This window comes from Coleofasciculus sp. E2-BRE-01, from assembly GCF_040221695.1.
GTDB lineage: Bacteria > Cyanobacteriota > Cyanobacteriia > Cyanobacteriales > Coleofasciculaceae > Coleofasciculus.
Map to the genome: position 1 here is coordinate 12,440 of NZ_JAVKEA010000195.1, position 23,576 is coordinate 36,015.

Annotated in this window: 24 protein-coding genes and 2 pseudogenes; 20 read left to right on the forward strand and 6 right to left on the reverse strand. The window is 45.4% G+C overall.

Features of this window, described 5'->3' with window-relative positions; genetic code table 11:
- Positions 1–199 precede the first annotated feature (199 nt).
- Positions 200–598, forward strand: coding sequence for an ExbD/TolR family protein (locus RIG66_RS24660; protein WP_446381331.1), 399 nt, complete (start codon positions 200–202; stop codon positions 596–598).
- Positions 599–1,457: 859 nt separating this feature from the next.
- On the opposite strand, the pseudogene RIG66_RS24665 reads toward RIG66_RS24660, so the two are convergent.
- A pseudogene (locus tag RIG66_RS24665) lies at positions 1,458–1,961 on the reverse strand (CIS tube protein); the annotation flags it as partial.
- 436 nt (positions 1,962–2,397) lie between these two features.
- On the opposite strand from RIG66_RS24665, the gene RIG66_RS24670 reads away from it, so the two are divergent.
- From RIG66_RS24670 to RIG66_RS24720, 11 genes are all read left to right on the forward strand, one after another.
- Positions 2,398–2,784, forward strand: a complete 387-nt coding sequence (locus RIG66_RS24670) for a hypothetical protein (RefSeq protein ID WP_446381332.1) — start codon at positions 2,398–2,400, stop codon at positions 2,782–2,784.
- 29 nt (positions 2,785–2,813) lie between these two features.
- Complete coding sequence (locus RIG66_RS24675) at positions 2,814–4,535, forward strand: phage tail sheath family protein (protein WP_446381333.1); 1,722 nt, start codon at positions 2,814–2,816, stop codon at positions 4,533–4,535.
- Between the two features lie 629 nt (positions 4,536–5,164).
- Positions 5,165–5,653, forward strand: coding sequence for a phage tail protein (locus RIG66_RS24680; protein ID WP_446381334.1), 489 nt, complete (start codon positions 5,165–5,167; stop codon positions 5,651–5,653).
- Positions 5,654–5,716: 63 nt separating this feature from the next.
- On the forward strand, positions 5,717–6,205 hold the full coding sequence (locus RIG66_RS24685) for a phage tail protein (RefSeq protein ID WP_446381335.1): 489 nt from the start codon (positions 5,717–5,719) through the stop codon (positions 6,203–6,205).
- 128 nt (positions 6,206–6,333) lie between these two features.
- Positions 6,334–6,828, forward strand: coding sequence for a phage tail protein (locus RIG66_RS24690; RefSeq protein ID WP_446381336.1), 495 nt, complete (start codon positions 6,334–6,336; stop codon positions 6,826–6,828).
- Positions 6,825–7,178: a hypothetical protein gene (locus tag RIG66_RS24695; RefSeq protein ID WP_446381337.1), complete on the forward strand. Its 354-nt coding sequence runs from the start codon at positions 6,825–6,827 to the stop codon at positions 7,176–7,178. The genes RIG66_RS24690 and RIG66_RS24695 overlap by 4 nt, the downstream gene beginning before the upstream one ends.
- 195 nt (positions 7,179–7,373) lie before the next feature.
- On the forward strand, positions 7,374–7,697 hold the full coding sequence (locus tag RIG66_RS24700; RefSeq protein ID WP_446381338.1) for a hypothetical protein: 324 nt from the start codon (positions 7,374–7,376) through the stop codon (positions 7,695–7,697).
- Positions 7,698–7,705: 8 nt separating this feature from the next.
- Entirely contained in the window at positions 7,706–7,852 is a 147-nt protein-coding gene (locus RIG66_RS24705; RefSeq protein WP_446381339.1) for a DUF6760 family protein, read from the forward strand.
- A gap of 108 nt (positions 7,853–7,960) precedes the next feature.
- The gene (locus tag RIG66_RS24710; protein WP_446381340.1) at positions 7,961–8,941 is read left to right on the forward strand and encodes a fused MFS/spermidine synthase; all 981 of its coding nucleotides are present in this window, start codon (positions 7,961–7,963) and stop codon (positions 8,939–8,941) included.
- Between the two features lie 47 nt (positions 8,942–8,988).
- Positions 8,989–10,332 (forward strand): DUF4255 domain-containing protein, encoded by a 1,344-nt coding sequence (locus RIG66_RS24715; protein ID WP_446381341.1) that lies wholly within the window; start codon positions 8,989–8,991, stop codon positions 10,330–10,332.
- A 63-nt stretch (positions 10,333–10,395) separates the two neighbouring features.
- Positions 10,396–10,617, forward strand: a complete 222-nt coding sequence (locus RIG66_RS24720; RefSeq protein ID WP_446373437.1) for a hypothetical protein — start codon at positions 10,396–10,398, stop codon at positions 10,615–10,617.
- Between the two features lie 83 nt (positions 10,618–10,700).
- On the opposite strand, the pseudogene RIG66_RS24725 reads toward RIG66_RS24720, so the two are convergent.
- Together RIG66_RS24725 and RIG66_RS24730 are read right to left on the reverse strand one after the other, a co-directional pair.
- Positions 10,701–10,877 (reverse strand): annotated as a pseudogene (locus tag RIG66_RS24725) (Uma2 family endonuclease); the annotation flags it as partial.
- A 225-nt stretch (positions 10,878–11,102) separates the two neighbouring features.
- Complete coding sequence (locus RIG66_RS24730) at positions 11,103–11,663, reverse strand: carboxymuconolactone decarboxylase family protein (RefSeq protein WP_446381342.1); 561 nt, start codon at positions 11,661–11,663, stop codon at positions 11,103–11,105.
- Between the two features lie 100 nt (positions 11,664–11,763).
- Between RIG66_RS24730 and RIG66_RS24735 the strand changes: the two genes are divergently transcribed.
- Complete coding sequence (locus RIG66_RS24735; protein WP_446381343.1) at positions 11,764–12,342, forward strand: TetR/AcrR family transcriptional regulator; 579 nt, start codon at positions 11,764–11,766, stop codon at positions 12,340–12,342.
- 64 nt (positions 12,343–12,406) lie between these two features.
- Here RIG66_RS24735 and RIG66_RS24740 read toward each other — a convergent pair whose 3' ends face one another.
- Entirely contained in the window at positions 12,407–12,592 is a 186-nt protein-coding gene (locus RIG66_RS24740) for a hypothetical protein (protein ID WP_446381344.1), read from the reverse strand.
- On the opposite strand from RIG66_RS24740, the gene RIG66_RS24745 reads away from it, so the two are divergent.
- The 6 genes from RIG66_RS24745 (at position 12,572) to RIG66_RS24770 (ending at position 20,596) form a co-directional block, all read left to right on the forward strand.
- Positions 12,572–15,550 carry a PAS domain S-box protein gene (locus RIG66_RS24745; protein WP_446381345.1) on the forward strand — a complete coding sequence of 993 codons (2,979 nt, stop codon included), beginning with the start codon at positions 12,572–12,574 and terminating at the stop codon, positions 15,548–15,550. The two genes, RIG66_RS24740 and RIG66_RS24745, sit on opposite strands and share 21 nt — an antisense overlap.
- Positions 15,551–15,586: 36 nt before the next feature.
- Complete coding sequence (locus RIG66_RS24750; protein WP_446381346.1) at positions 15,587–16,039, forward strand: response regulator; 453 nt, start codon at positions 15,587–15,589, stop codon at positions 16,037–16,039.
- A 5-nt stretch (positions 16,040–16,044) separates the two neighbouring features.
- Positions 16,045–17,334: an ATP-binding protein gene (locus RIG66_RS24755; RefSeq protein ID WP_446381347.1), complete on the forward strand. Its 1,290-nt coding sequence runs from the start codon at positions 16,045–16,047 to the stop codon at positions 17,332–17,334.
- Positions 17,335–17,514: 180 nt separating this feature from the next.
- Complete coding sequence (locus RIG66_RS24760; RefSeq protein WP_446381348.1) at positions 17,515–18,312, forward strand: Uma2 family endonuclease; 798 nt, start codon at positions 17,515–17,517, stop codon at positions 18,310–18,312.
- 748 nt (positions 18,313–19,060) lie between these two features.
- Entirely contained in the window at positions 19,061–19,330 is a 270-nt protein-coding gene (locus RIG66_RS24765; protein ID WP_446381349.1) for an Asr1405/Asl0597 family protein, read from the forward strand.
- A gap of 141 nt (positions 19,331–19,471) precedes the next feature.
- Positions 19,472–20,596: an ABC transporter ATP-binding protein gene (locus tag RIG66_RS24770; protein ID WP_446381360.1), complete on the forward strand. Its 1,125-nt coding sequence runs from the start codon at positions 19,472–19,474 to the stop codon at positions 20,594–20,596.
- Between the two features lie 34 nt (positions 20,597–20,630).
- Here the strand turns inward: RIG66_RS24770 and RIG66_RS24775 are convergent, their stop codons facing one another.
- Positions 20,631–22,073 (reverse strand): ion transporter, encoded by a 1,443-nt coding sequence (locus RIG66_RS24775; RefSeq protein ID WP_446381350.1) that lies wholly within the window; start codon positions 22,071–22,073, stop codon positions 20,631–20,633.
- 76 nt (positions 22,074–22,149) lie between these two features.
- Here RIG66_RS24775 and RIG66_RS24780 point away from each other — a divergent pair, with 76 nt between their 5' ends.
- Positions 22,150–22,380 (forward strand): hypothetical protein, encoded by a 231-nt coding sequence (locus RIG66_RS24780; RefSeq protein ID WP_446381351.1) that lies wholly within the window; start codon positions 22,150–22,152, stop codon positions 22,378–22,380.
- A gap of 100 nt (positions 22,381–22,480) precedes the next feature.
- Here RIG66_RS24780 and RIG66_RS24785 read toward each other — a convergent pair whose 3' ends face one another.
- Entirely contained in the window at positions 22,481–23,563 is a 1,083-nt protein-coding gene (locus RIG66_RS24785) for a class I fructose-bisphosphate aldolase (protein ID WP_446381352.1), read from the reverse strand.
- Between the last annotated feature and the right edge of the window lie 13 nt (positions 23,564–23,576).

Consider the following 23,576-nt stretch of genomic DNA (forward strand, 5'->3'; position numbering starts at 1 on the left):
TCATAATTCCCATTGAACGGTAGAGAAGGTTAGCCTTTTCTACCGTTTTTTTGTCATTGGTCATTTGTTGATTGTTGATGGTTGATGGTTGATGGTTGATGGTTCATTGTTCATCCTCTTCCCCATCTCCCCCTGCTTCCCCTGCTTCCCCTGCTTCCCCTCACCACAACACTTATTCAGCAGCCCCTACCTCCTTAATATGCGTCTACTTGATGATTCAGAAACACCGTTCCAGATTAATATCGTGCCAATGATTGATGCGATATTCGTAATCTTGGCATTTTTTATCATTTCAACCCTTTATTTAACCCGATCTGAAGGATTACCTGTTAATTTACCCACAGCGATAACTGCCGAGAGTCAGGTACAAGACCGAATAATTACAGTCACGATTCAGGCAAATGGAGCAATTTTTATTAACCAAGAACCGATTGAATTATCACAACTCGAAGCCGGGATAGAGTCATTAGTGACGGCGGATTCTCCATTCTTGGTGATTGTTAATGCTGATGAAAATGTCTCTCATGGTCGAGTCGTTAGGGTTATGGATCGCTTACGGTTAGTCGAAGGCATTCGTTTAGCGATCGCGACGCAGTAGAGGCAATGAGATAAGCAGTTCAGCATTTAAACCTTAATGTCTATAATAACGAAATCCTTGTAGTGCGAGCATCTTGCTCGCTACTAATACCCAATTTAAATGGAATGGTACTGAAAATTTACATTTTGGGAGCGCCAAAACCTTGATATACCGTAGGGTGGGCATTGCCTATTAACCGTACAGCACTTTCTAAGACGGTGTAGTACCTGAAGGGGTGACAAGCTAAGTTAAAGGTAGGCAGGGTATGGGGTGTGGGGTATGGGGTGTGGGGTATGGGGTGTGGGGTGTGGGGTGTGGGGAAAATCTTAGAGAAACACAAAAGCCCAATAAGAGGAGATAGGGTAAGGAGCGAGCGCTCTCCGGGCGAGCCAACGAATAAACAATAGAGTTTTCCCCTCGGCTCACGATACAAGTCCGATGCTACCGGACTTGATATGAGATATTTGTTTCATTCTTCCAATTGAGAAGCAGCATCAGAAACTTGGGAAGCCGCTTGAGACGCCGCATTGGAGGCTTGAGAAGCAGCTTGGGATGCGGTATCAGCCACCTGGGATGCCGTATCAGAAACTTGGGAAGCCGCTTGAGACGCTGCATCGGAGGCTTGGGAAGCAGCTTGGGATGCTGTATCAGCCGCCTGGGATGCTGCATCGGAGGCTTGGGAAGCCGCTTGAGACGCCGCATCGGAGGCTTGGGAAGCCGCTTGGGATGCCGTATCAGCCGCCTGGGATGCTGCATCAGCGGCACCTCCTAAAGCTCCCGTAGTCGGTGAACTTGCCGATGGTGCTGCTGGAGGCGAAGGACTTAACGTGGGTGAACTCGCGCCAGAGCCTGATTTAAGCCGAGCCTTACGACTTGCCAAGCTATCTTGTTGGCGTTGACTGGCATTCGACGTAGGTGCAGACATACCGGGTTGAGACGTAGACTCATCAATCTCTTCTAACGTCAAGTTAATCTTGGCGCGTACTGGTGTTCCATCTGGTAGAAACATCGTCAGATTGTAATCCAGCTTGGTAACAAAGCAGCGAATATACTTTTGAGACCCCCAGGTAAACACATAGGTTGGTGGGCGTTTCTCTCGACCTGCTCCTGATTCGGCAAAATCAACCGCTTTTTGAAATGATTTGATGTGTTTTAGGACATTTTCCCCTTGCTCGTAGGTATCAAAAATTAGGTCATTGATGGTGAGGATGACGGGTTCAGGATAGGCAAAGTTAACTTTTGGCAATCCCCTACCTGTCCGCGCTCCACTACTTTTGGTGAGATTAATTTGCTGATTGAACGCCAACTGATTGGGATTAAACATAAATTCAATAGTTCCGCCACCATCAGTTGAAATCAGTTGCGCTTTGACGAGTTGTGACATGACCAGAGTCCTCTAACGGCGTTTTATGCAATCCTCAATTAATTTTTAAATCCTCAACCTTCAGAACTCTCCACCAAGGCGAATAGTAGCCGTTATACACCGAACAAATACCTGTGTGGGTGTATCTTCCCTATCTTCCCTATCTTCATCATCTCTCCCACACGGTTTTATCCATATCTCACCCAGCCTCCAGAATTCAATCGTTTTACTTTTCTTTACAGTTTAAGCTAGATTGAACTAAAAAATGCTAAATAACAATCATAGCCCACAACTGGGTAAACTTCTCAAATCAACAGCGGCAAAAGTAAACATTTTTTAAGATTTAATTTATAATTCGTAAAGATATTTACGGCAAATTTTCGACCCTAGTCTAATAAAATAGCTAAGGTTAGCTTCTCTCATTACGCTTATCCGTACAGCCCAATCACGGACTTCTATGATCGTTGCTGTTGCCCTAACCCTGGCATATATCTTATCTGAGGGAAATTCCCAGATTTGCAGAACGCTATTTCTTTTAGCCCGATGGGTCTATACTGCTTTAGATAAGCAACGGTTGCTCTATAAGAACTTAACTGAGCTACGGCGTCATCGCGGGTTGCGACAAAAGGGAATGACTCCTGTACGAACAGGCTCTGACATGCTATCACTGAAAGATATTATTCAGAAGTTGGCTAGATCCAGCAGCATTCCGGAATGGATTAGGGATTTTGGCACATCCAGCGTTGTCTGCTTGTGTACTTGGTTCCTTTCAATTGGCACAGAAAACCCCCTCTGTCAACCCCTTATAGAATTTGACACTCTCAGGTTTTTTTCTGTTCGCTGATTTAAATCTTAAATGGAGGAATATTACTCATGGCATTAGATTATTTTGCACCAGGAGTCTACGTTGAAGAGGTAGACCGAGGTAGTCGCCCGATTGAGGGCATTAGTATGAGTGTCGCTGGTTTTATTGGGTTTACCGAGGATATACGCGGTGACGCCGAATTATTCAAACCCATGCTGATTACCACTTGGGATCAGTATTTGCAGTCCTTTGCCAAAGAAGGGTCTGATGGGTTCACTGACTTTAACGCCTATTTACCCTTTGCAGTTCAAGGGTGGTTTCTCAATGGTGGCGGTCGCTGTTGGGTAACCAGTATTGGCACCAAACTACCGGGTGCTGAACCGCCGCCAATCGAGCAAACGGGGACTAAGATTCTCACAGCCGGAAATCGCCCCTCTTTACAATTCACGCTTAAACCAGCGGAATCTGAATCAGAAGAAGGGGGAGCCTTAGCGCTACCCGGTTCAGATGAACCCCGGCTGCGGGTAGTGATTAAAGAAAGTACACCCAAACCCTTACCGGAAGACGCACCAGAGGATGCCGACCCCCCCTACAACACAGGTGAATTTTTTGACCTGATTGTGGCACGGGGCGAAGAGGAATTGGAACGGTATGACCACCTGACAATGAATCCGGAAGCGGAAACCCAGGTGGCTGATTATGTAGTTACCGCCGTTGAAGATTCGGAATTTATCCAGGCTGTTGACATTTCCCAAAGCGGACAACCCTTGTCACGGCGACCCATGCAGGGAGCCTATGAGATTACGCCGCCACCCTACATTTCTCCCCCAGAAAACTTTGCCCGGGATTTACAAGGACAACGGGATGACCGCACCGGGACGCAGGGGATTTTTGAAATTGATGAAGTCGCCATGATTGCTTGTCCTGACTTGATGAAAGTGTATCAAGAAGGATTGATGAACTTAGAACAAGTTCATGGTGTCATGGAAATGATGCTGAGTATGTGCGAGAATTCCTTCCCCGGTCCCGCCTACCGGATGGCGGTTCTCGACCCACCTCCGGTTAAGCCGACGAAAGGAGATAACCCGGTTTCGGCTGATCAGCAGAAGCCGCAAGATATCGCCGCTTGGTTAAAACTGTTTAACCGCCGTTCCATGTTTGGCGCTCTCTACTATCCTTGGATTAAAGTGGCGAATCCTCGGAATGGTGGACGACCTATGTATGTCCCCCCCTGCGGTCACATGATGGGGATTTGGTGTCGCACCGATGAAACACGCGGCGTGTTCAAAGCACCCGCTAACGAAACACCGCGCGGTGTAACAGGTTTAGCCTATGACACCAATATGCGGGAACAGGAACTGTTGAACCCGATGGGGATTAACTGTATCCGCAATTTCGCCAATTACAACCGAGGCTATAAAGTTTGGGGCGCTCGCACATTGGTGGAACCGGATAACGTGCAATGGCGTTATATCAGTGTCCGCCGCTTACTTAGCTACATTGAGAAATCCATTGAAATTGGTACTCAGTGGGTGGTGTTCGAGCCAAATGACCAAATTCTCTGGGCGCGTGTACGCCGTACAGTTAGCAATTTCCTAGAACGGCTGTGGCGTGAAGGAGCATTGTTTGGAACTGCACCATCGGAATCCTTCTACGTTAAGTGCGATGGGGAAATCAACACCCATGAGACGATTATGCTCGGTCGTCTCTATGTAGAAGTCGGTGTTTGTCCAGTTCGTCCGGCTGAATTTGTGATCTTCCGGATTAGTCAGTGGGCGCCGAATCAATAGGTAACAACCTGAAACCCCTACCTAAGCAATCGCCTTAGGTAGGGATTAAAACGCCATGTAGGGGTGACCCGTTTGGATTAATGGACAACTCTAGAAACAGGGCGGGTTTAGTCACATTGAGGTGCAACCGAAAAGATAGTAGTAAAACCCGCCCCTACATCGGGTCGCCCTGAATTGAGTAAAGTAAATAATTGTAACGGAAACGGGTTGAGAAACATACAATAAAAAGGGGAGGGTGTGACAATTGCGGGTGAGAGCTTGAGAGAGATTTCAACGCCTCCATTAATTTGGAATGGTTCCGCCAGTTAGGTGGTTTTAGCCTGTGGACTGGGAAGGTGCCGACACCTCCAGAATGAAGCAGGAAGTAAGCAGTAAGCCTAGTTATGAGTACCTCTGCCTAGATTTGCATAAGTCTTATGTAACGGAACTCGAATTTCATCGAATGCTTAACAGCACCTCACAGACCTTGACATTTTGTAATCGCTCTGAGCGAAAATTCATGCTATAACAGAAGTCTCTAACTGTTAAACTGTCTGATTATAGCTTGATAATTTTGTCAATTTGTTAAGTTCTGTATCGGTAACGGATCAAAACAAAACGTTGACAAGTGACTGTAAGGAGATAAAGATATGGCTGACCTATTAAAACCCCTTGCCCCTAGTAGTTTTTCCTGTGATATTGATGGTTTGGGCGAACTTTCCTTTCAAAGCGTGAAAGTTCCTGACTACAAACCGAAGCTAGCGGGTGAAGCCGCCGTGGTTGGCTCCATGAAAGGTGGGAAATCAGAGCGGCAGATTAACTCAGCAGGCTTCGAGGAAGTCGTCACATTTGATTTGGTATGCCTCTCTAGCCCAAGTTCCACCAGTGCTAGTGTAGTCATGTGGAAATGGTTCAAAGCTTGTCTACCTCCCTCCGATGGTGGTGAGGGCAAATGGGCGGATAGCAAAAAAACAGGAAGTATCTTTGCCTACAATAATGCCGATGAGGTCGTAGCCCAATGGGACTTCCAAGAAGCGTGGCCCTCGAAAATGAGCATTGCTGAATTAGATGTCAACGGCAAAGATTATCTGAAAGAAACCTGGACGGTAGTGTGTGAAAATTGCACTCGCGTCATGTAAATCGCTGAAGGTATTTTGTCATCAGCAGCTATCTAATTAACTGAATGATCTGGGAGTTGAACCATGGCGGATATTGAATACAACACTTGCGCTTCTTTCTACTTTGACTGTGATGGGATGGAGCTAGTCATCGAAAAATGTACAATTCCTCCGATTGAAATGAAAGTAGCGGCAGGAAGCGGAGCAATTGGTTGTGGAAGAGATGGAAAAACCCAAACTCAATCGACCCCGGGCGCGGTCGAGTATGGCTCTGGTCTTAAAGTTGAATACGTGGCAGGTAACGAGGCGGATCAACAGAAAATAACCGATTGGTATAAGAAATGCCACGCCACCTCGTTCTCAGGTGGTGCTACAGAATCGAGGAAAAACCGGAAAACAGCATCATTGTTTGTTTACGATATGAATGGCAACATTGGCTGTCAGTACGATTTCATTGATTGTTTTCCGAGTAATCTGACCCAAACCAGTCAATTTGATGTCGGTAAACCGGGAGAACTAGCGAAAGATACGATGGAGATTCGATTCACGAAAATGGTACGGGCAGACGTGTAATGTGAGTATTGCCTCCATTCGTAATCTAGTTTTTTTGATCAACTGCCTGGGTGTTTGTTTGAAAAACACCGGGCAGTGTTTTGTCCATTTCCGGATAACAGGAGAGGCACAGGCAAAGGAGGTGAACAGTGGCAGAAGTTGAAATTCTGACGCGATCGCGCTTTTATCTAGAGTTAATCTTAGATGGGAGTAATGACGCTGTAGATGGTCTGTTTGAGGAATGTAAAGGCTTTAAAGCCACCCAGGATGTCGTTGAAGTCTGCGAGGTAACGCCGCAGAAGTGGGGCAAAAGTGGGAACGCTAGAGGGCGAGTGGTTCGCACGAAGGTTCCGGGTAATATGACCTACACCAATCTAACCTTGAAACGAGGCTTAAATATTTCCATGACGCTGTGGAATTGGCTGAATTCCGTGCAGGAAGGAGCGGATTGGGAAGATCAACGGCGGAATGGTGCATTAGTCATTTATGATACCTCATCCACAGAGCAGTTTCGATTTGAATTCAAAGGCGCGTGGCCCATTAGCTACCAAATTTCTGATTTAAATGTCAGAGGAGATGAGTATCAAGTCGAAGAAGTCGAGGTTGCTGTTGAACAATTAACACGGATTAAGCCAGGGACATGATTCAAACCGAGTTTGAATTTGATCTTCCCAAAGGATATCTGGATGGGGAAGGAAACTTACACCGCAAAGGGGTAATGCGATTAGCGCGGGCGATTGATGAAATCGTTCCCATGCGTGATCCGCGTGTGAAATCTAATCCTGCTTATGCCACGGTGATTATTTTATCAAGAGTCATTTTGCGTTTGGGGGCTTTAGATGAAGTCACTCCCACGGTAATTGAAAATTTGTTTGCCTGTGATCTTAATTATCTACAACAATTTTATCGTCAAATTAACGAATTAGAACCTGATAATCAAGTTGATCAAAGTTCTAGTTTGTCGGCACAATCTCAATCAATATCATCTGACTAGAAGTGAGATAAAATTTATTTTTTTTTCAAAGATAAATTTCAAAAAGCAGGTTTTGATACAGGTGGTTAAGTAAAGGGCGACCCGATCCAATTAAATGGATAAAGTTGTTGATTGATGCAGCGGGTCGCCCCTACAGGAAAACTAAAAAGACGAAGAACGAAGGGCAAATGACAAATGACAAATGACAAATGACAAATGACCAATAACTATACCTATTTTGAATTTACTCTCCCTAAAGGTTTGGTTGATACCAATGGTGGTATTCATCGGCATGGGATAATGCGTCTAGTCACCGGGAAAGATGAGATTGTAGTTCACAAAGATAGCCGCGTGCAGCAAGAATCTTATTACCGCATTTTGGTTATTTTGTCTAGAGCTATCACCCGTCTCGGCAACCTTTCTCCGGTTACACCAAAGCTACTAGAACAAATTTTCTTAATAGACTTGATTTACTTACAAAACTTTTTCAATCATATCAATCAGCATCAGGGAGGATTAGCGCGATCGGGGGAATATTAGGCTACCCCTTGGATCGTTTATATCAAGAGGTAGCCTTAATTGCTTTTCACTTTCACTGGTCATTAGACGATATCTTAAACTTAGAACATGAAGAACGACTGCGCTGGGTTACAGAAATCCACAGATTCACCAAAAAAGCAAGAGGAGGCGATTGAAATCGCTGCTACACAAATGTATGCGAAGCCTTCCCGAAGGGTAGTCCGCCTGCGCGGACTGGGTTATAACGGGGGTAGCTAACCCGAATTTGGTATGACGAATGACGAATGACAAATGACAAACGACTAGATTGGCTACAGGCTCAACCCGACGGATGTTTACTTTTCAAGCCATCCGGAGTTCACTTTGTCATGGTGGAAAAAAGCCAATCTATAATCCGAGTTGCCTTGATTGACCGGGATTATTTAACCTCAGATTTTGTCCAATCTCAGCTTGATTTCAATGATCCACTGAACTTAATCTCCCCCTACAGCCAAGCCATGCTACTCAGCTTAGTTTGGCAACCTCAACCTAAACGAGTCTATGGCGCTGGATTTGCGGGGGGGCGAATTCCGGCAGTTTTGCATCACTACTTTCCCCAAGTTCAAATTGAATGTACGGAAATTGAACCTCTTTTAATTGAGATTGCCAAAGAGTTTTTTGGTGTCCCTTTTGATCAACGCCTCAAAGTTATCCTCCAAGATGGACGAGACTATCTCGCCAACCAAGACCCAGATGTCCGTTACGATATTATTTTCACTGATACCATTATTGGCAACGGTTACACGCCTTATCAGTTAGCCACTCAAGAATTTTATCAACTCTGCCAAAATCACTTGTCCGAGAATGGGATTTTGGCGGTTAATCTGTTTCAACGAGAACGGTTTTATGCTGACAAAGTAAAAACCATTCAAGCCGTATTTGCCCAGGTTTATCTTTGTCCCTTAGAGGTGGGGAATACCGTTGTACTGGCGACAAATAGTCCACCGCTTCAGTTACCGGAAATCCTGGAACGAATCCAAGTGTTACAAAATGACCATCAATTTGTCTTCCCCTTGTCAGAAACCGCTGTTCAGGTAAAAATAGGGTCACAGTTGATCGAGTGTATCCCTGAGTTAGACCAAGCTAAAGTGCTTGTGGATAATCAGCCACCAGTTGGTTATGTTGATGATCTGCCTTCCTTTAATCCCTTATTTGCTCGAGGTGTTAGTACTCGCCCCTGTCCCTGTGGGTCAGGTCAATTGTTTCAAGCGTGTCATGGCAGCTGAACTATCAACTGTCAATCGTCAACCGTGGAAACCTCTGAGTCATCATCATGAGTAATTCTCTAGCCATTGCTACCGTAACCGCCACTCTACAACGAATCGTACAGACGTCGATTCAGGACGATATTAGTGGGGCAACGGTGACCACACTACGACCTAATGAAGTGGGAACAGCGACTCCCCAAGTGGGTGTGAATGTGTTTCTCTACCAGGTTCAGATTAACCATGCGTGGCGTCAACAGGCTGAAGTACAAGCCCGCAGTCGGAGGAATCCAGGTGCTAAGCGATCGCAAACTGCCCTAGACTTACATTACATGATTAGTTTCTACGGCAATGACAACGACTTACAACCGCAACGGTTGATGGGTAGTGTGATGGGTGGTCTTAACGACTGGCGTACTCTGAAAAAAGAGAGGATTGAGCGGACTCTCCATGATTCTACTTATTCTTATTTATTAGAGTCTGACTTACCCGATCAGATCCAAGAAATCTCCCTGTGGCCCCTCGATTTGTCCCTAGAAGACTTATCCAAAGCCTGGTCAGCTTTTTTTCAAACCACTTACTTGTTATCGGTGGCGTATCGGGCTAGGGTAATTATGCTGGAAGGGCAAGAAGCTGGCAGTAGACCTTTGCCAGTACGCGCTCGTTCTTTGGATGGAATCGTTCCCTTTACCAATCAACCGAAGATTGATCGGATCATTTCTCAAGCTGGACGATTGGAACCCATATTAGCTGACAGTACTGTCTTAATTCAAGGCAACCATTTAAAAAGCGATATCACCCAAGTTTGGATTGGGGAAATGGAATTCACCCCCAGTGAAATTACCGATACCCAAATTGTATTACCCCTGTCCTCTATCCCTACTGATTCGTTACAGGCGGGAATGCATAGTCTCCAAGTGGTGCATCGTCTTGCCAAAGTGATGCCACCCACCTCGAGTAATGGTAATGGGGCGAGTCAGACAAGTGGGAATGGGGGTCAGATGCAAACAGTTAATCAGCCTCAAACCTTTGTTTCTAGTATTCAGTCGAATGTATCTCCGTTGGTGATTCGTCCCACGATTACCAAAACCACGGTATCCAAAAAAGCAGTTGATGATGAAGATTTGCGGTCTGCGGAAATACGGGTACGATCCAATTTAACTGTAGGCAAAAAGCAGCGCGTTTTGTTAGCCCTGAATGAAATTGACACGAATCAACCTGCGGCTTATTTGTTTGAAGCGTCTCCTCGCCAGACAGATGTTATTTGGGTGTCTTTCCCGGTGGAACGGATGAAAGGAGGACGCTATTTAGTTCGCTTGTTGGTTGATGGTGCAGAAAGTCCGCTGATTGTGGATACTGAACCCGATAGTCCAACGTTTAATCAGTATGTAGGTCCGAGAATATCGATTTAAAGGGTTGATTGTTGATTGGTTTTGACCGTATAGAGTTGGTTATCCTTTATGGCGGAGAAGACGATGAACGAAGATTTTATCAGACAAAAACTTAATCAAGAGTTGGATTCAATTAGTATTAACAAGCTGACCCAATTGGGGAATCAAGCGGTTCAGTTGGGGCTAATTGCAGGTCATGGTTATCATAGGGGTAAATATGAAATTCTGCGTCAGGGTGAGGCGTTACTGATGTCGCCTGATGAAGCTCAAACTTATTTGGAAAAGCTTATTCAGGACGTGACATGAAGCGGAGGAAGTTAAGCCCTGAACTAAAGTACTCTTCGAGAAGCCGCTTCGCGTCTACGGGCTAAAAGCTTAAACCCGTTAAAACGAGGCTTAACGGTAGCATTAATTGAAATAATCAGTTCCCCTTGAATGGTACTATGTTCTCCCTGTGGCATCGGTTTTTGGATAATTTGACCGTCAATATACTCGCTGGCTGGCTTGGTTTCGGGTAGCTTGATAAACTCGTCCAGAGTCAATGGTTTAGGGGGTGTTTGTAACATTTTCAGTGACCTAGAGTTACATTGTAAGTTGATAGTCTCAGGTGAGATGGTTTTTTCTAACACTACCACATTATTTAACCGATAGATTTAGTTGAAGAGTTGGGGTAGTAAAATATACTCGTTATAACCGGGTTATAACGAGTAATGTTTCAGAGTAAAGGCACGGATACTAATGGGCAATGTTCCCTAGGAATAGGCAGGAATCTTTTTGCCAAAAATCTATATCTACACTGTTACTGTAGGCTTTGACCAAACGTATGGCTCAAAGGCTTTATCAAGTGGAGTTTTAGCAATATGATTCGTATAATTGTGCATCACTTTGATCGCAATGCCTAAAATCACCTCCAGTACTTGCTGTTGGTTATAACCCGCCGCTAAAAATTCCGCAATCTCATGGTCTTCAACCCACCCCCTTGCTTGGATCAAACGTTGGGTAAAATGACGCAACGCTTGCAACTTCGGATCTTGCAGAGGCTGTCCCTGACGCAGGGCTTCGATATCTTCGGCAGTCATGCCAATTTTTTTCGCTAAACCTGAGTGTGCTGCCATGCAGTAATGACATTCATTCTCGTAGTTAGCCGTCAAATATATGACCTGCTGTTCTATAGGGCTGAAACTGGTTGCGGTAAATAAGTCCCATAATGCCATTGAACCTTTGAGTAAAGTAGGGGCTTCAGCAAAAATTCCCTCCAAGTTAGGGATAAAACCAAACGTCTGTTTGGCGTGAACTAAAGCTTCTTTGGATGCTTCAGGTGCAGTATCAATGGTGTGAATCGTAAATTCCATGGCTTGGTCTCCTCTAATTTTTGCCAAGTAGACAAGTCTGTCTACTTCGGTTGGGTGCTAGTATATCCCGTAGGAGACCAACTTGTCTACCCTATTGGCTATGAACTCTCAATCAAGTCAGGCTCGTCAACAAATTCTTGAAACCGCTTCTGAACTTTTCTATCAGAAGGGAATTCAGTATGTAGGTATTAATGAAGTGATCGCCGCTTCAGGTGTCGCTAAACGAACACTCTATCGTTGGTTTCCTTCCAAAGACAAACTGATTGAAGAGGTAATGAAGCATCGGGCCTCCCAGTGGTTATGTTGGTTTGAAGAGGCTGTAGCAGCACGAGGTAATACTCCCAAAGAGCGATTACTAGCAACATTTGATGTATTGCGAGAGTGGTACGCCAGTCCCAACTTTCGCGGTTGTCCCTTTATCAATGCCGTCTTAGAAATCGCTGATGCGTCTCACAAAGCTCATCAGGTTTCTGTGGACTTGCGAGAATCCATTCGGCAAATCATCATGGATTTGGCTGACGAAGCTGGAGTTGAAAATCCTGAATTTTTTTCGCAGCAATATCTACTCCTGATTGGCGGAGCGAGTTTGATGGCAACCATTGAACAATCGTCTACTGGCGCTATTTTGGCTCAGAATGCCCTGGCTGTCTTAATTGATGCTAATTTGCAACATTCCTAAAACGTTGATTCAGTCATAGTAGTTAGGGTCTGTTGAATAAGTTTTGTGGTGAGGGGAGTAACATTTAGGAAAATGCCAATAGTTCACCCGCCTCTGTATCCGTAATTTTACCGAAGAATTCGCCGCCATCCTCAAGGAATTGGGTACTTTCTCGGTCAACAGTTTGCCTAAAAGTGGTGAAAATTAAGAAAACCATTCCTGTATAACCGCTTCTAGGATAAGACTTCTCATGGGCAATCCCGTGCAGCATACAATAATTCAAGCTGACCCTAAATGGCAAGCTTTTTTCCATCACTCAGCCGATCTCTTCTGTATTATCGAACCTGACGGCAGGATTGGACAACTCAACCCCGCTTGGTGCAAGATATTGGGGTGGACACCGGAAAAAGTGCGATCGCGCCATTGGATTGACTTGGTTCATCCAGAGGATGTTACCGCCACGCTGACGGCTTTAGCCACAAAAGGGGTTCCTGTTTCCTTTCGTAACCGTTATCGCCACTATCAGGGGAACTACCACTGGTTAGAGTGGACATGGAACTACGACGAGGCGGGATATGGGTATGCTGTCGCCAGAGAAATTACTGATTCACTCCCCGGAGACTGTGAGTTAGATCGCTTTTTCAATATGTCTATTAATCTCATGGCGATTGCGGGAAGCGATGGGTATTTCAAACGAGTGAATCCCGCCTTTGAAAGGATTCTCGGCTATCCCCTAGCGAAACTTTTAACTCAACCCTTTATAGAATTTGTCCATCCCGATGATCGCGTCGCCACCTTAACTGAAATAGAAAAACTGGCGACGGGTACAACATCCATTCAATTTGAAAATCGCTATCGCTGTCAAGATGGTTCCTATCGTTGGTTGGCTTGGAATAGCGCCTCATTTCCAGCTAAAGGGTTAATTTATGCGGTGGGACGCGATATTACTGAACAGAAGCAGACTGAAGCCATTCTCCAAGAAACTCAAGAACGGTATGAACTGGTAGCAGAAGGATCAAATGATGGACTTTGGGATTGGAATCTGCTAACCGATCAGGTTTACTATTCTCCTCGTTGGAGTCAAACTTTAGGGTATCACGTCGATGAAATTTCCGATCGCGCTACTGAATGGTTGGATCGGATTCATCCAGGCGATCGGGAACGGGTATTGGCTACGTTTCAAGACTATATTGATGGATTAACTCCTAGCTTAGAACTGGAACACCGCCTGCTGGATAAAGAGGGGAATTACCGCTGGATTTTGTCCCGTGGCGCGAGTTTACGCGATGCTAACGGTAAGCCTTATCGGATTGTCGGGTCAAATCGGGATATTAGCGATCGCAAGCGTACCCTGTCTACACTGCGGTTAACTCAAGAACGCCTGCGTTATCTCCTGTCTCATAGTCCGGCGGTACTCTATAGTCGCCAGGTTTCCGGGAACTATGGCGTCACGTTTATGAGTGATAATACAGCAACTGTTGTGGGATACGCTGCCCAAGACTTTATCACAAACCCGCCGTTTTGGGTCAACCATATTCACCCCGAAGATGTCCCCCGCGTTTGTGCCAATTTGCCCAAACTTTTTGACACAGGACATCATGTTCATGAATACCGCTTCTTACATCAGGATGGCACTTACCGCTGGATGCATGATGAACTGAAACTGATTTGTGATGAAGCCGGAAACCCTTTAGAAATGGTTGGGTTTTGGACGGACATTACCGAGAAGAAGCAAGCCGAAATTATTCTGCAACAACAAACCAAAGCCTTACAAGACGCCCATCAACGCTTGGGATTCCATGTGGAGAATTCTCCCCTAGCTGTCGTGGAATGGGATAACCAGTTCCGGGTGCAGCGTTGGTCAAAACAAGCGGAACAAATCTTTGGCTGGACAACGCCGGAAGTCTTAGGCAAGCGTTCAGGTGATTGGCAGTTTATTTATCCGGATGATGTGGAAATTGTCCGCCAAGAAATGAGTGGGTTACTGGATGGGAGTACCTCCAGTGTAGTCTACCAAAATCGCAATCTGACCAAAGATGGCAGGGTGGTAATTTGTCAATGGTACGAATCTGCCCTTTTAGATGAATCGGGTAATATGGTCTCAATTTTGTCCCTCGTCCAAGATATTACCGACGCCAAACAAACCGAGGAAGCCTTGCGCCATAACGCGGAAATGCTGCGGCTACTTCTAGAATATACCCCCGCCGCGATCGCGATGTTTGATAAGCAGATGAATTACCAGTTAGTCAGTCGCCGCTGGTTAGATGACTATCAGTTAGAAAATCAAGATATTATCGGCAAAAATCACTACGAACTCTTTCCCGAAATCCCCGATACTTGGAAACAAATTCATCACCGTTGTCTCCAAGGTTCAAGTGAACAGTGTGACGAAGACTTATTTATCCGCGCCGATGGGGAGAAGCAATGGATTTCCTGGGAAATCCGTCCTTGGATTGGCAATAGTGGCGACATTAGCGGCATTATTATGAACACCGAAGTCGTCACGGAACGCAAGCAAGCCAAAGAAAAACTCAAAGAACTAAATCAAGAATTATGGCAATCTAATCGCGACTTAGAACAGTTTGCTTATGTCGCCTCCCACGATTTACAAGAACCCTTACGCGCTGTCAATAGTTACGCCCAACTTCTCAGCCGTAAGTATCAAAACCAACTGGATGCTAAGGCGGATAAATACCTCCATTACATTATGGACGGGGCGACGCGGATGCAGCAATTAATCAATGATCTGCTGGAATTTTCACGAGTGGGAACACGAGGAAAACCCCTACAACCCACGGATAGTGAGACAATTATCCGACAAGCAATGGAGAATTTAAACGTCGCGATCGCAGAAAGTCAAGCAATAGTTACTTATGACGCCTTACCCACAGTCATCGCTGATCCAACTCAATTAACTCAACTCTTCCAAAACCTCATCGCTAATGCGATTAAATTTCGTCGTGAAACCCCACCAAACGTCCATATTTCTGCCCAAAACCAGGGAAATGAATGGACGTTTGTAGTTCAGGATAATGGGATTGGCATGGAATCGGAATATTTAGAGCGCATTTTTACAATATTCCAGCGATTACATTCTCGCCGCGACTATCCTGGAACCGGAATTGGTTTGGCTATCTGTAAGAAAATTGTCGAACGTCATGGAGGACGAATTTGGGTCAATTCTGAGTTAGGCATTGGCACAACCTTTTATTTCACGATTCCGGTTTAACTGTTCCATCTACCTCAATTTCATTCATTATTGATCATGACTCTAACGTTTATGAAGACAATTCGACCGATAGAAATTCTCCTGGTTGAAGACTCTCCCAGTGATGCTGATCTCACCGTTGACGCTTTTAGTGAAGCCAGAGTTCTCAACAATTTGCACTGGGTTGAAGATGGCGTGGAAGCCCTAACGTTTTTACGACGCCAAGGTCAATATAGCGATGTTCCTCGCCCCGATTTAATCTTGCTTGACCTGAATATGCCCAAAAAAGATGGACGTGAGGTTTTAGCAGAAATCAAAGCGGATTCCCAACTGAAGCGGATTCCAGTGATTATTCTGACTACATCAGCCGCCGAACGAGATGTCCTGAAAACATACGAATTGAATGGCAACTGTTATGTCACCAAACCCATTGATGTCGAACAATTTATGTCAGTTGTCAAGATAATTGAAGCCTTTTGGTTGGCTGTGGTTCAACTACCTTCGGAGTAATACCAATGTCTATATCCCCTCTAAAAATATTGCTAGTCGAAGATAACCCGGCTGATGCAGATCTGTTACAAGAAATCCTAGAAGACGCCGAAGAAATGCCTTGGTCTTTAGTCCATGTGGAACAACTGAAACAGGCGTTATCAACCGTACAGACTCATGACTTTGATGTCGTGTTATTAGACTTGTCTCTCCCCGACAAACAAGGATTAGGAACTGTGGCAAAAACCCATGAAACTGTACCCGATTTGCCGATTGTGGTTCTCACGGGATTAAATGATAAAGTGACTGCCTTAGAAGCCTTACGCCAAGGGGCGCAAGATTATCTAGTCAAAGGTAAAATTGATCATGAATTGTTGACTCGCTCGATTCGCCATGCCATTGAGCGATCGCAAACCTTAAAACGGCTGCGACAGAGTGAGGAGAAACTGCAACAGCTTAATGAGGAACTCGAATGTCGCGTCGCTAAACAAACGGAAGAACTGCGACAAAAAAATCATGATTTACAACAAGAAATCGCCCAGCGCCAGCACTTAGAAGCTGAACTGCGTCAGAGTTTAACTAAAGAAAAAGAACTCAGTGAACTCAAGTCCAATATTATCTCCGTCGTCTCCCATGAATATCGTACCCCCTTAGCCACAATTCTCTCATCCAGCGAATTACTGCAACATTACGGTCATAAATGGCAGGAGGATAAAAAGCAGCGGCATTTTCAACGGATTCAAAATACAATCCACCACATGACCCAGTTAATTAGTGATGTGTTATTAATTAATAAAGCGGAAGCGGGTAAATTGGAATTTAAACCTGTACCTATCGATTTAGAGGCATTTTGCCAAGAATTAGTGGAAGAGTTACAACTGACGGTGAAAACGCCCCATCAAATTGGGTTTCGCCGTCAAGGTAGGTCACGATGGGTTTGTCTAGATGAGAAACTATTACGACAATTTTTAACCAATTTACTGTCAAATGCGATTAAGTATTCCCCAGAAGGAGGAATGGTACAATTTGACCTAATCTTTGATCCTGATCAAGTCACATTCAGGATTAAAGACCAAGGAATTGGGATTCCCGAAAAAGAGCAAGCTCAATTATTTGATGCCTTTTATCGCAGCAGTAATGTGGGGACAATATCGGGAACGGGATTAGGATTGGCGATTGTCAAAAAATGTGTGGAACGCCATCAAGGTGACATTGCGGTAGATAGTGAAGTAGGCAAAGGAACAACGTTTATTGTGACGATTCCTGTAGGTTCTGAACTGTCACCAGAATCCTTAAACATTGTCGGGTGCGTTTAGCGTAGCGTAACGCACCATTACTCAGGTTCGTAGTAGGGGAACTTTAGCCCCATATTTTATCGGCTATCTAGGTGTAACGCTAATGTGGCTCGACACAGCTAAAATGGTGGAAGAGATTTAATGTCCTAACCTTAATCGCAACCGCTATAACCTTAATGTTTCAGGTAGGAGTCTGCACAGATGGTACAATTTGAACCACTTTCTCGTCTACCCACTAGCCAAGAGCTACCTTGCTCCGATGATACTCCTGTGGATAATGAACTACAAAATTTAGTTCCCAACTTACTCCTAAGTATCCTAGCTTTCATCTGGCAAGAACGCCAGGATTGGTTTTTGGGCGTAGATATGGGGATTTACTACCTCTATGAAAACAAACGTCAACCTGCGCTAGTTCCCGATGGATTTCTCAGTATCGGTGTCCCTAGACGTTCCAATGAATCCGGACGACTCAGCTATGTATTGTGGGAAGAAAACAATATTCCGCCTATCTTGGCAATGGAAATCGTCTCTAAAAAATACAACAAGGAATATGACGAAAAGAAAGAAAAATATGCTCAGTTAGGCGTACTTTACTACCTAATTTATAACCCCAGTCACTGGCAAAGAGACGGACATCAACCCTTAGAATTATATCGTTTAGACCAAGGAGAATACATCTTACAAACTGGGAAACCCTACTGGATGCCAGAAGTCGGTTTAGGAATTGGTCGAGGAATAGGAACCTACGTGGCTTGGACAAGGGAATGGTTATTCTGGTATGACGAACAAGAAAATGCTTATCCACTTCCGGAAGAACTCATTGAACAAGAACGCCAACGGGCGGAACAAGAACGCCAACGGGCAGCCAGAGCAGAAAGAGCGTTGCAACAACAACAGCAACAAACGGTTATTCGACTATTTTCATTGGGCTTAAGTCTAGAACAAATTGCGACTGCTTGTAATCTTTCTGTAGAAGAAGTCAGCGTTATTCTTGAGTGATAGGATTAGGAATCCGCTTCTTTTTTCCGGTCAAAAAATCAGTCATCATTTTCAGCAGCCAGTAGTTGCGCGGCGATAGGCAAACAGCCCATTCTTCCCTTCGTAGTCAGCACTTTAGTGCTGGAAAATAAAACAGTTTAAGGCACTTTAGTGCCTACTACAAACAAAGTTTACTTAAATTAGGTAAGCCCACATTCCTATTTAAGACCGAAGTCTAAACCAGAATGTGAGCTTACCCTGTCAGGGCTTCACGGGTTCATTTATCTGCCTTATAGGGTTTTTTCAGGCAGGGTGCTTTCGCTTTCTCTATTGTGCAGCCGAACCTCAGCCAATTGGGTATAGTTTTGATGAAATCTGCTCGGATAAATATTAAATTTCTGTGAAACTTGCCCCGACAGGTCGCTTTTGACACAGTTCAAGTACTGGAATAGATTTTACGGTTAAATCGGGCGCAAGACCCTGCATTGGTGTCAACTTAAACCACAGCCCTTACCCCCATTCCCTCTGCCAAGCTTGGGTGAGGGGGTTCTAATGAACCATGGAGCTAGCTGGAGGAGAAGCAGTATCATTCCTGCGTCATTGTCTTTTAGTCGATTAATTGAGAAAGATTAGCATTTGACTCCCACCTAGCTTACACTAGGGAACGGGAGTGAAATCCGGCTTAAACTCCCTGTCATAGCAGTTCTTATGGAAAAATTAATGTCTGGCAACGGACATTAATGATAATATATTGCATTTTGAGAGAAAAATGAATCCCTGGAGTTCTCAACCCAAAACTCGTCAAGTGATTGACATTAATCAAGCCGATCGGTGGCAAGTGTACCGCCGTTTACAGGAACTATCGATCGCGAGTCACTGCGGGATGAACCAGCCACTCACGGCTGAGGTTCATGATCCGGTGACAGCAATTCAACTGTGGAGTGTGGTCAGACAGTTAACTGTACCACGCCGAGATCTAGCCTCTTGGCTGGAAGACTGCTGGCTACTTCCTAGCCGCAGTCGGAAGAGGGGGAGATGAGGGAGCAATGTAGAGACGTAGCATGCTACGTCTGGGAGCAGGGGGAGCAGGGGGAGGTAAGAAGCGATAGTAGTGCCATCTACTCCTACACCCATCTCAAAACTAGGTTCCCTCGAAGTCGTGAAGAGTCAAAAACATTCTATGGAACAAGCAGCGATTCTACATTTAGAGGACATTACCAAGCACTATGATCAACATACAACTCCAGCCGTAGATCGGGTGACGCTGACTTTGAATCAAGGTGATTTACTGGCGTTATTAGGTCCCTCTGGCTGTGGCAAAACCACTCTATTGCGGATTGTGGCGGGGTTTGAGCGTCCTCAATCGGGATTGGTTGTTGTAGCTGGACGCCCCGTGGCGGGTTCAGGGTATTGGATACCCCCAGAACAACGGAACACGGGTATGGTGTTTCAAGATTATGCCTTATTCCCTCATCTGAATGTGGCGGAGAATGTGGCTTTTGGCTTGAAAAACCGCCGCAGTGGGATGAGTCGAACATCCATCAAGAAAAATACGGCTGACGCGATCGCACTGGTAGGATTATCAGGATTAGAGAAACGCTATCCTCACGAACTATCTGGGGGACAGCAGCAGCGAGTCGCCCTCGCCCGGGCATTAGCACCACGTCCCAGTTTAATTCTGTTAGATGAACCCTTGAGTAATCTGGATGTGCAAGTGCGTCTGCGGTTGCGCCAAGAAGTGCGATCCATCCTTAAAGAAATCGGCACATCCGCAATTTTTGTTACCCACGACAGAGAAGAAGCCCTATCCATCTCCGATCAAGTGGGAGTGATGCGGGCGGGATGTTTAGAACAGTTGGGAACCCCCGAAGAAATTTATACCAACCCAGCCTCTCGTTTTGTCGCCGAATTCGTCACCCAAGCCAATTTCTTACCCGCCCGTCGTCGGGGACAGTTATGGGAAACTGAGGTGGGTTCGTTTGAAATCAGCAATGGAGAATGTCCCGGTAACATCCAATTCCAGAATGACGCCATTCCAGATTGTGGGGAATTAATGCTGCGGGAAGAAAACGTAATTCTCAAACCCGATAATGATGCACCCATCTTGATTCGCGATCGCCATTTTTTAGGTCGCGAGTATCGGTATTGTCTCCAAACCCCGTCAGGCAAAGAACTCCATGCTCGCACCGCCCTGAATACACCCTTACCTGTGGGAATCAGAGTTCAATTATCTGTGGCTGATCCATCGATCCCAATTTTTCCCACAATCGCCCCAGGTACACCCATAACTCCAGCCTATTCGTAGTTCGTAGTAAGGGCTTTAGCCCTTCTTCTTTGATCTACAACTTTTTAGACTGGAGAATTTTCTCAATTTGGGGCTGGTGGCGAGCAATCACAACCAAGCGATCGCCCAACATGAGTTGTTCATTTTTGGGTGGGTTAACCAATGTCTCTCGATGTCCCTGAGTTTGCCGTTCCACAGCAACTAAAATACTATCTAGCTCCTCTTTTAGCCATTGAGCCGCATTCCAGAATGAAATACCATTCCATTGCTGGGGTAGGGAAATTTTATAGATTTGGTTCCCCGTTTGCACAGTGAGCAATTCCGCTAACACATCCACAGAACCCCAGTTTCGGACTGAAGTCGCGATTAAATGACTCGCCAATTCATCTGCGACAATCACATCTTCCACTCCCGCTACTCGCAGTTGCACATTATTTTTGCCATCAAGAAGTTGAGCGCAGGTATAGATACCCGGATGCAGTTTTTCAATCGTTAATGCCGCTAAAACAGTTCGGGCATCCCGATCCTGATCACTGCGCGGATGTGTGGCATCTGCCAACAAAATAGCCCGTGAGGTGTAATAAATTCCCACCGCTTCCAGGACATCAATTGTCGTGTAATCCCCGGTATAGAAGTAAATTTGGGAACGATTAACATGTTTCAGTTCTCGCTCCGGGGTTTGGATAAATTCAGCAACCACCACAATCGGATGATGTTTTAAACTGGGATCGGCTTGCAGTTGCTCAATCAGCAGATGTCCACTGCGATTCCAGCCACAGATAACAATATGATCGCGTAGTTCGTCCAATTCCCAGTATTTAATTTCCATCACTGTTCTCAATCGTTGTACCATGACGGCGGAAACGACACCCGTAAACATGGCAAACATCGTCAAGCCACCCAGGATTACTATGAGTGTAACCAATCGTCCCGCATCGGTTTGAGGTTCGCCGCCGATGGGTTCTCCGGATACCAGGGTAAAAAAGCTCCACCAAAGGGAATCCTTCACAGAGGCGAAATCTGGATTGTTAAAGCCCTCTAGCAAGTGAATCGCGATCGCGCCGACTAAAATAATTAAACCGACAACCAGCAATACGCCAATCTGTACACCAATACTCGTGGCTAAGGTAGAGCCAAGACGATTTAAATTCTGATTGAGTAGGATTCCCACTCGCAATAGTCGTAAGAGGCGCAACACCCGCAACAGGCGAAAGGCTCGCAATAGGGGCAATACGGCAATAATATCTAACCAATAGTGGCGGAAGAAACGGCGTTTATTCTTAGCAGCAAAATAGCGAATTGTCAACTCGATAATAAAGATGCCAGTGAGTAGTTCTTGAGTCAAATAGACAAGTTTATAGGCTTGAGTGTTATTATCAAGCGTGACTTCTGCAATCACCAGGATTACAGAAAGCAGAATGAGAACGATCAGCGCCAGTTCAGTTTGGGGGGCATGGATAAAACGATCCAAGCGAGCTTGTCGGGTTTTGTTGGGCATGTCGAGGTATGAGAATCTCTCTTAAATTCAGAGACATTTATCTATACTGACAATAGCGGTTAAAAGGTCTTGTACTATGGCGGTCAAAAATTCCCAAACCCATACATTTAAACAGTCCCAGGCGATGTCCAACCTACCGCCCCTAGAAAATGGCGATCGCTTAACTCGAAAAGAATTGGAGCGACGCTATCAAGCAACGACAACGATCAAGAAAGCGAAACTAATTGAAGGAGTGGTTTACGTGGCGTCACCGTTACGCTTTGAGCCTCATGCTAAAGATAGTGCCCTTGTGGTTACGTGGTTGTGAGAAGGATTTTGTGTAGGGGCGGGTTTCACGATTATCGTGACTTATCTCACACTAGATGTAACTAAACCCGCCCCGACTGAGGTTTAAATGCAACTCGGTGTCACGCAATGGTCACATCGCCGGACAAGTAAACATCCTGAATCGTGTGGAACAGCTTAACACCTTCCTCGAAAGGTCGCTGAAATGTCTTGCGTCCAGAAATCAATCCACAACCGCCAGCCCGTTTATTAATCACAGCAGTGCGAACAGCTTGGGCAAAATCATTTTTCCCTGATGAACCGCCAGAATTAATTAAACCTGCACGACCCGCATAGCAATTAAGAACTTGATAACGAGTTAAATCGATGGGGTGATCACTGGTAAGTTCAGTGTAAACGCGATCGTCCGTTCTTCCATATTTCTCACCCGTGGCTTTAGCCACCGCACCATAGCCATTATTGCATTCAGGCTGCTTCTGCTTAATAATATCGGCTTCAATGGTAACGCCAAGATGATTAGCTTGACCTGTGAGATCAGCAGAAAGATGATAATCTTTATCTTGCTTAAAAACGCTATTGCGTAAATAGCACCACAGGATTGTTGCCATCCCCAACTCGTGGGCGCGGGCAAATGCTTTACTCACTTCCTCGATTTGGCGGCTCGATTCCTCAGACCCAAAGTAAATCGTAGCACCAACAGCCACGGCGCCTAAGTTCCAAGCTTGCTCGACATTAGCGAACATAAGCTGATCATATCGATTCGGATAAGTCAGCATTTCATTGTGGTTCAGTTTAGCAATGAAGGGGATACGGTGGGCATACTTGCGAGACACCATGCCCAAAACCCCTAACGTCGTAGCAACCGCATTACAACCGCCTTCCAGAGCAAGTTTGACAATGTTTTCCGGATCAAAGTAGACCGGGTTCGGGGCAAAAGAGGCGGCGGCGGAATGCTCAATCCCTTGGTCTACGGGTAGGATAGACAGATAACCCGTATTGGCAAGGCGTCCGCTTGAGTAGATCTGCTGAAGACTACGCAACACTGGGGCAGGGCGATCGCTATTGGCAAAAATCCGTTCCACCCAGTCTGGACTCGGTAGATGTAACAGACCTTTATCCACTTTAGCGTTGTACGTCAACAGATTGTCTGCCTCTTCACCCAACCAGGATTCTATCGATTGAGGTGCTGTTAAAGTAGCCGTCATATTGTTTTCCTCA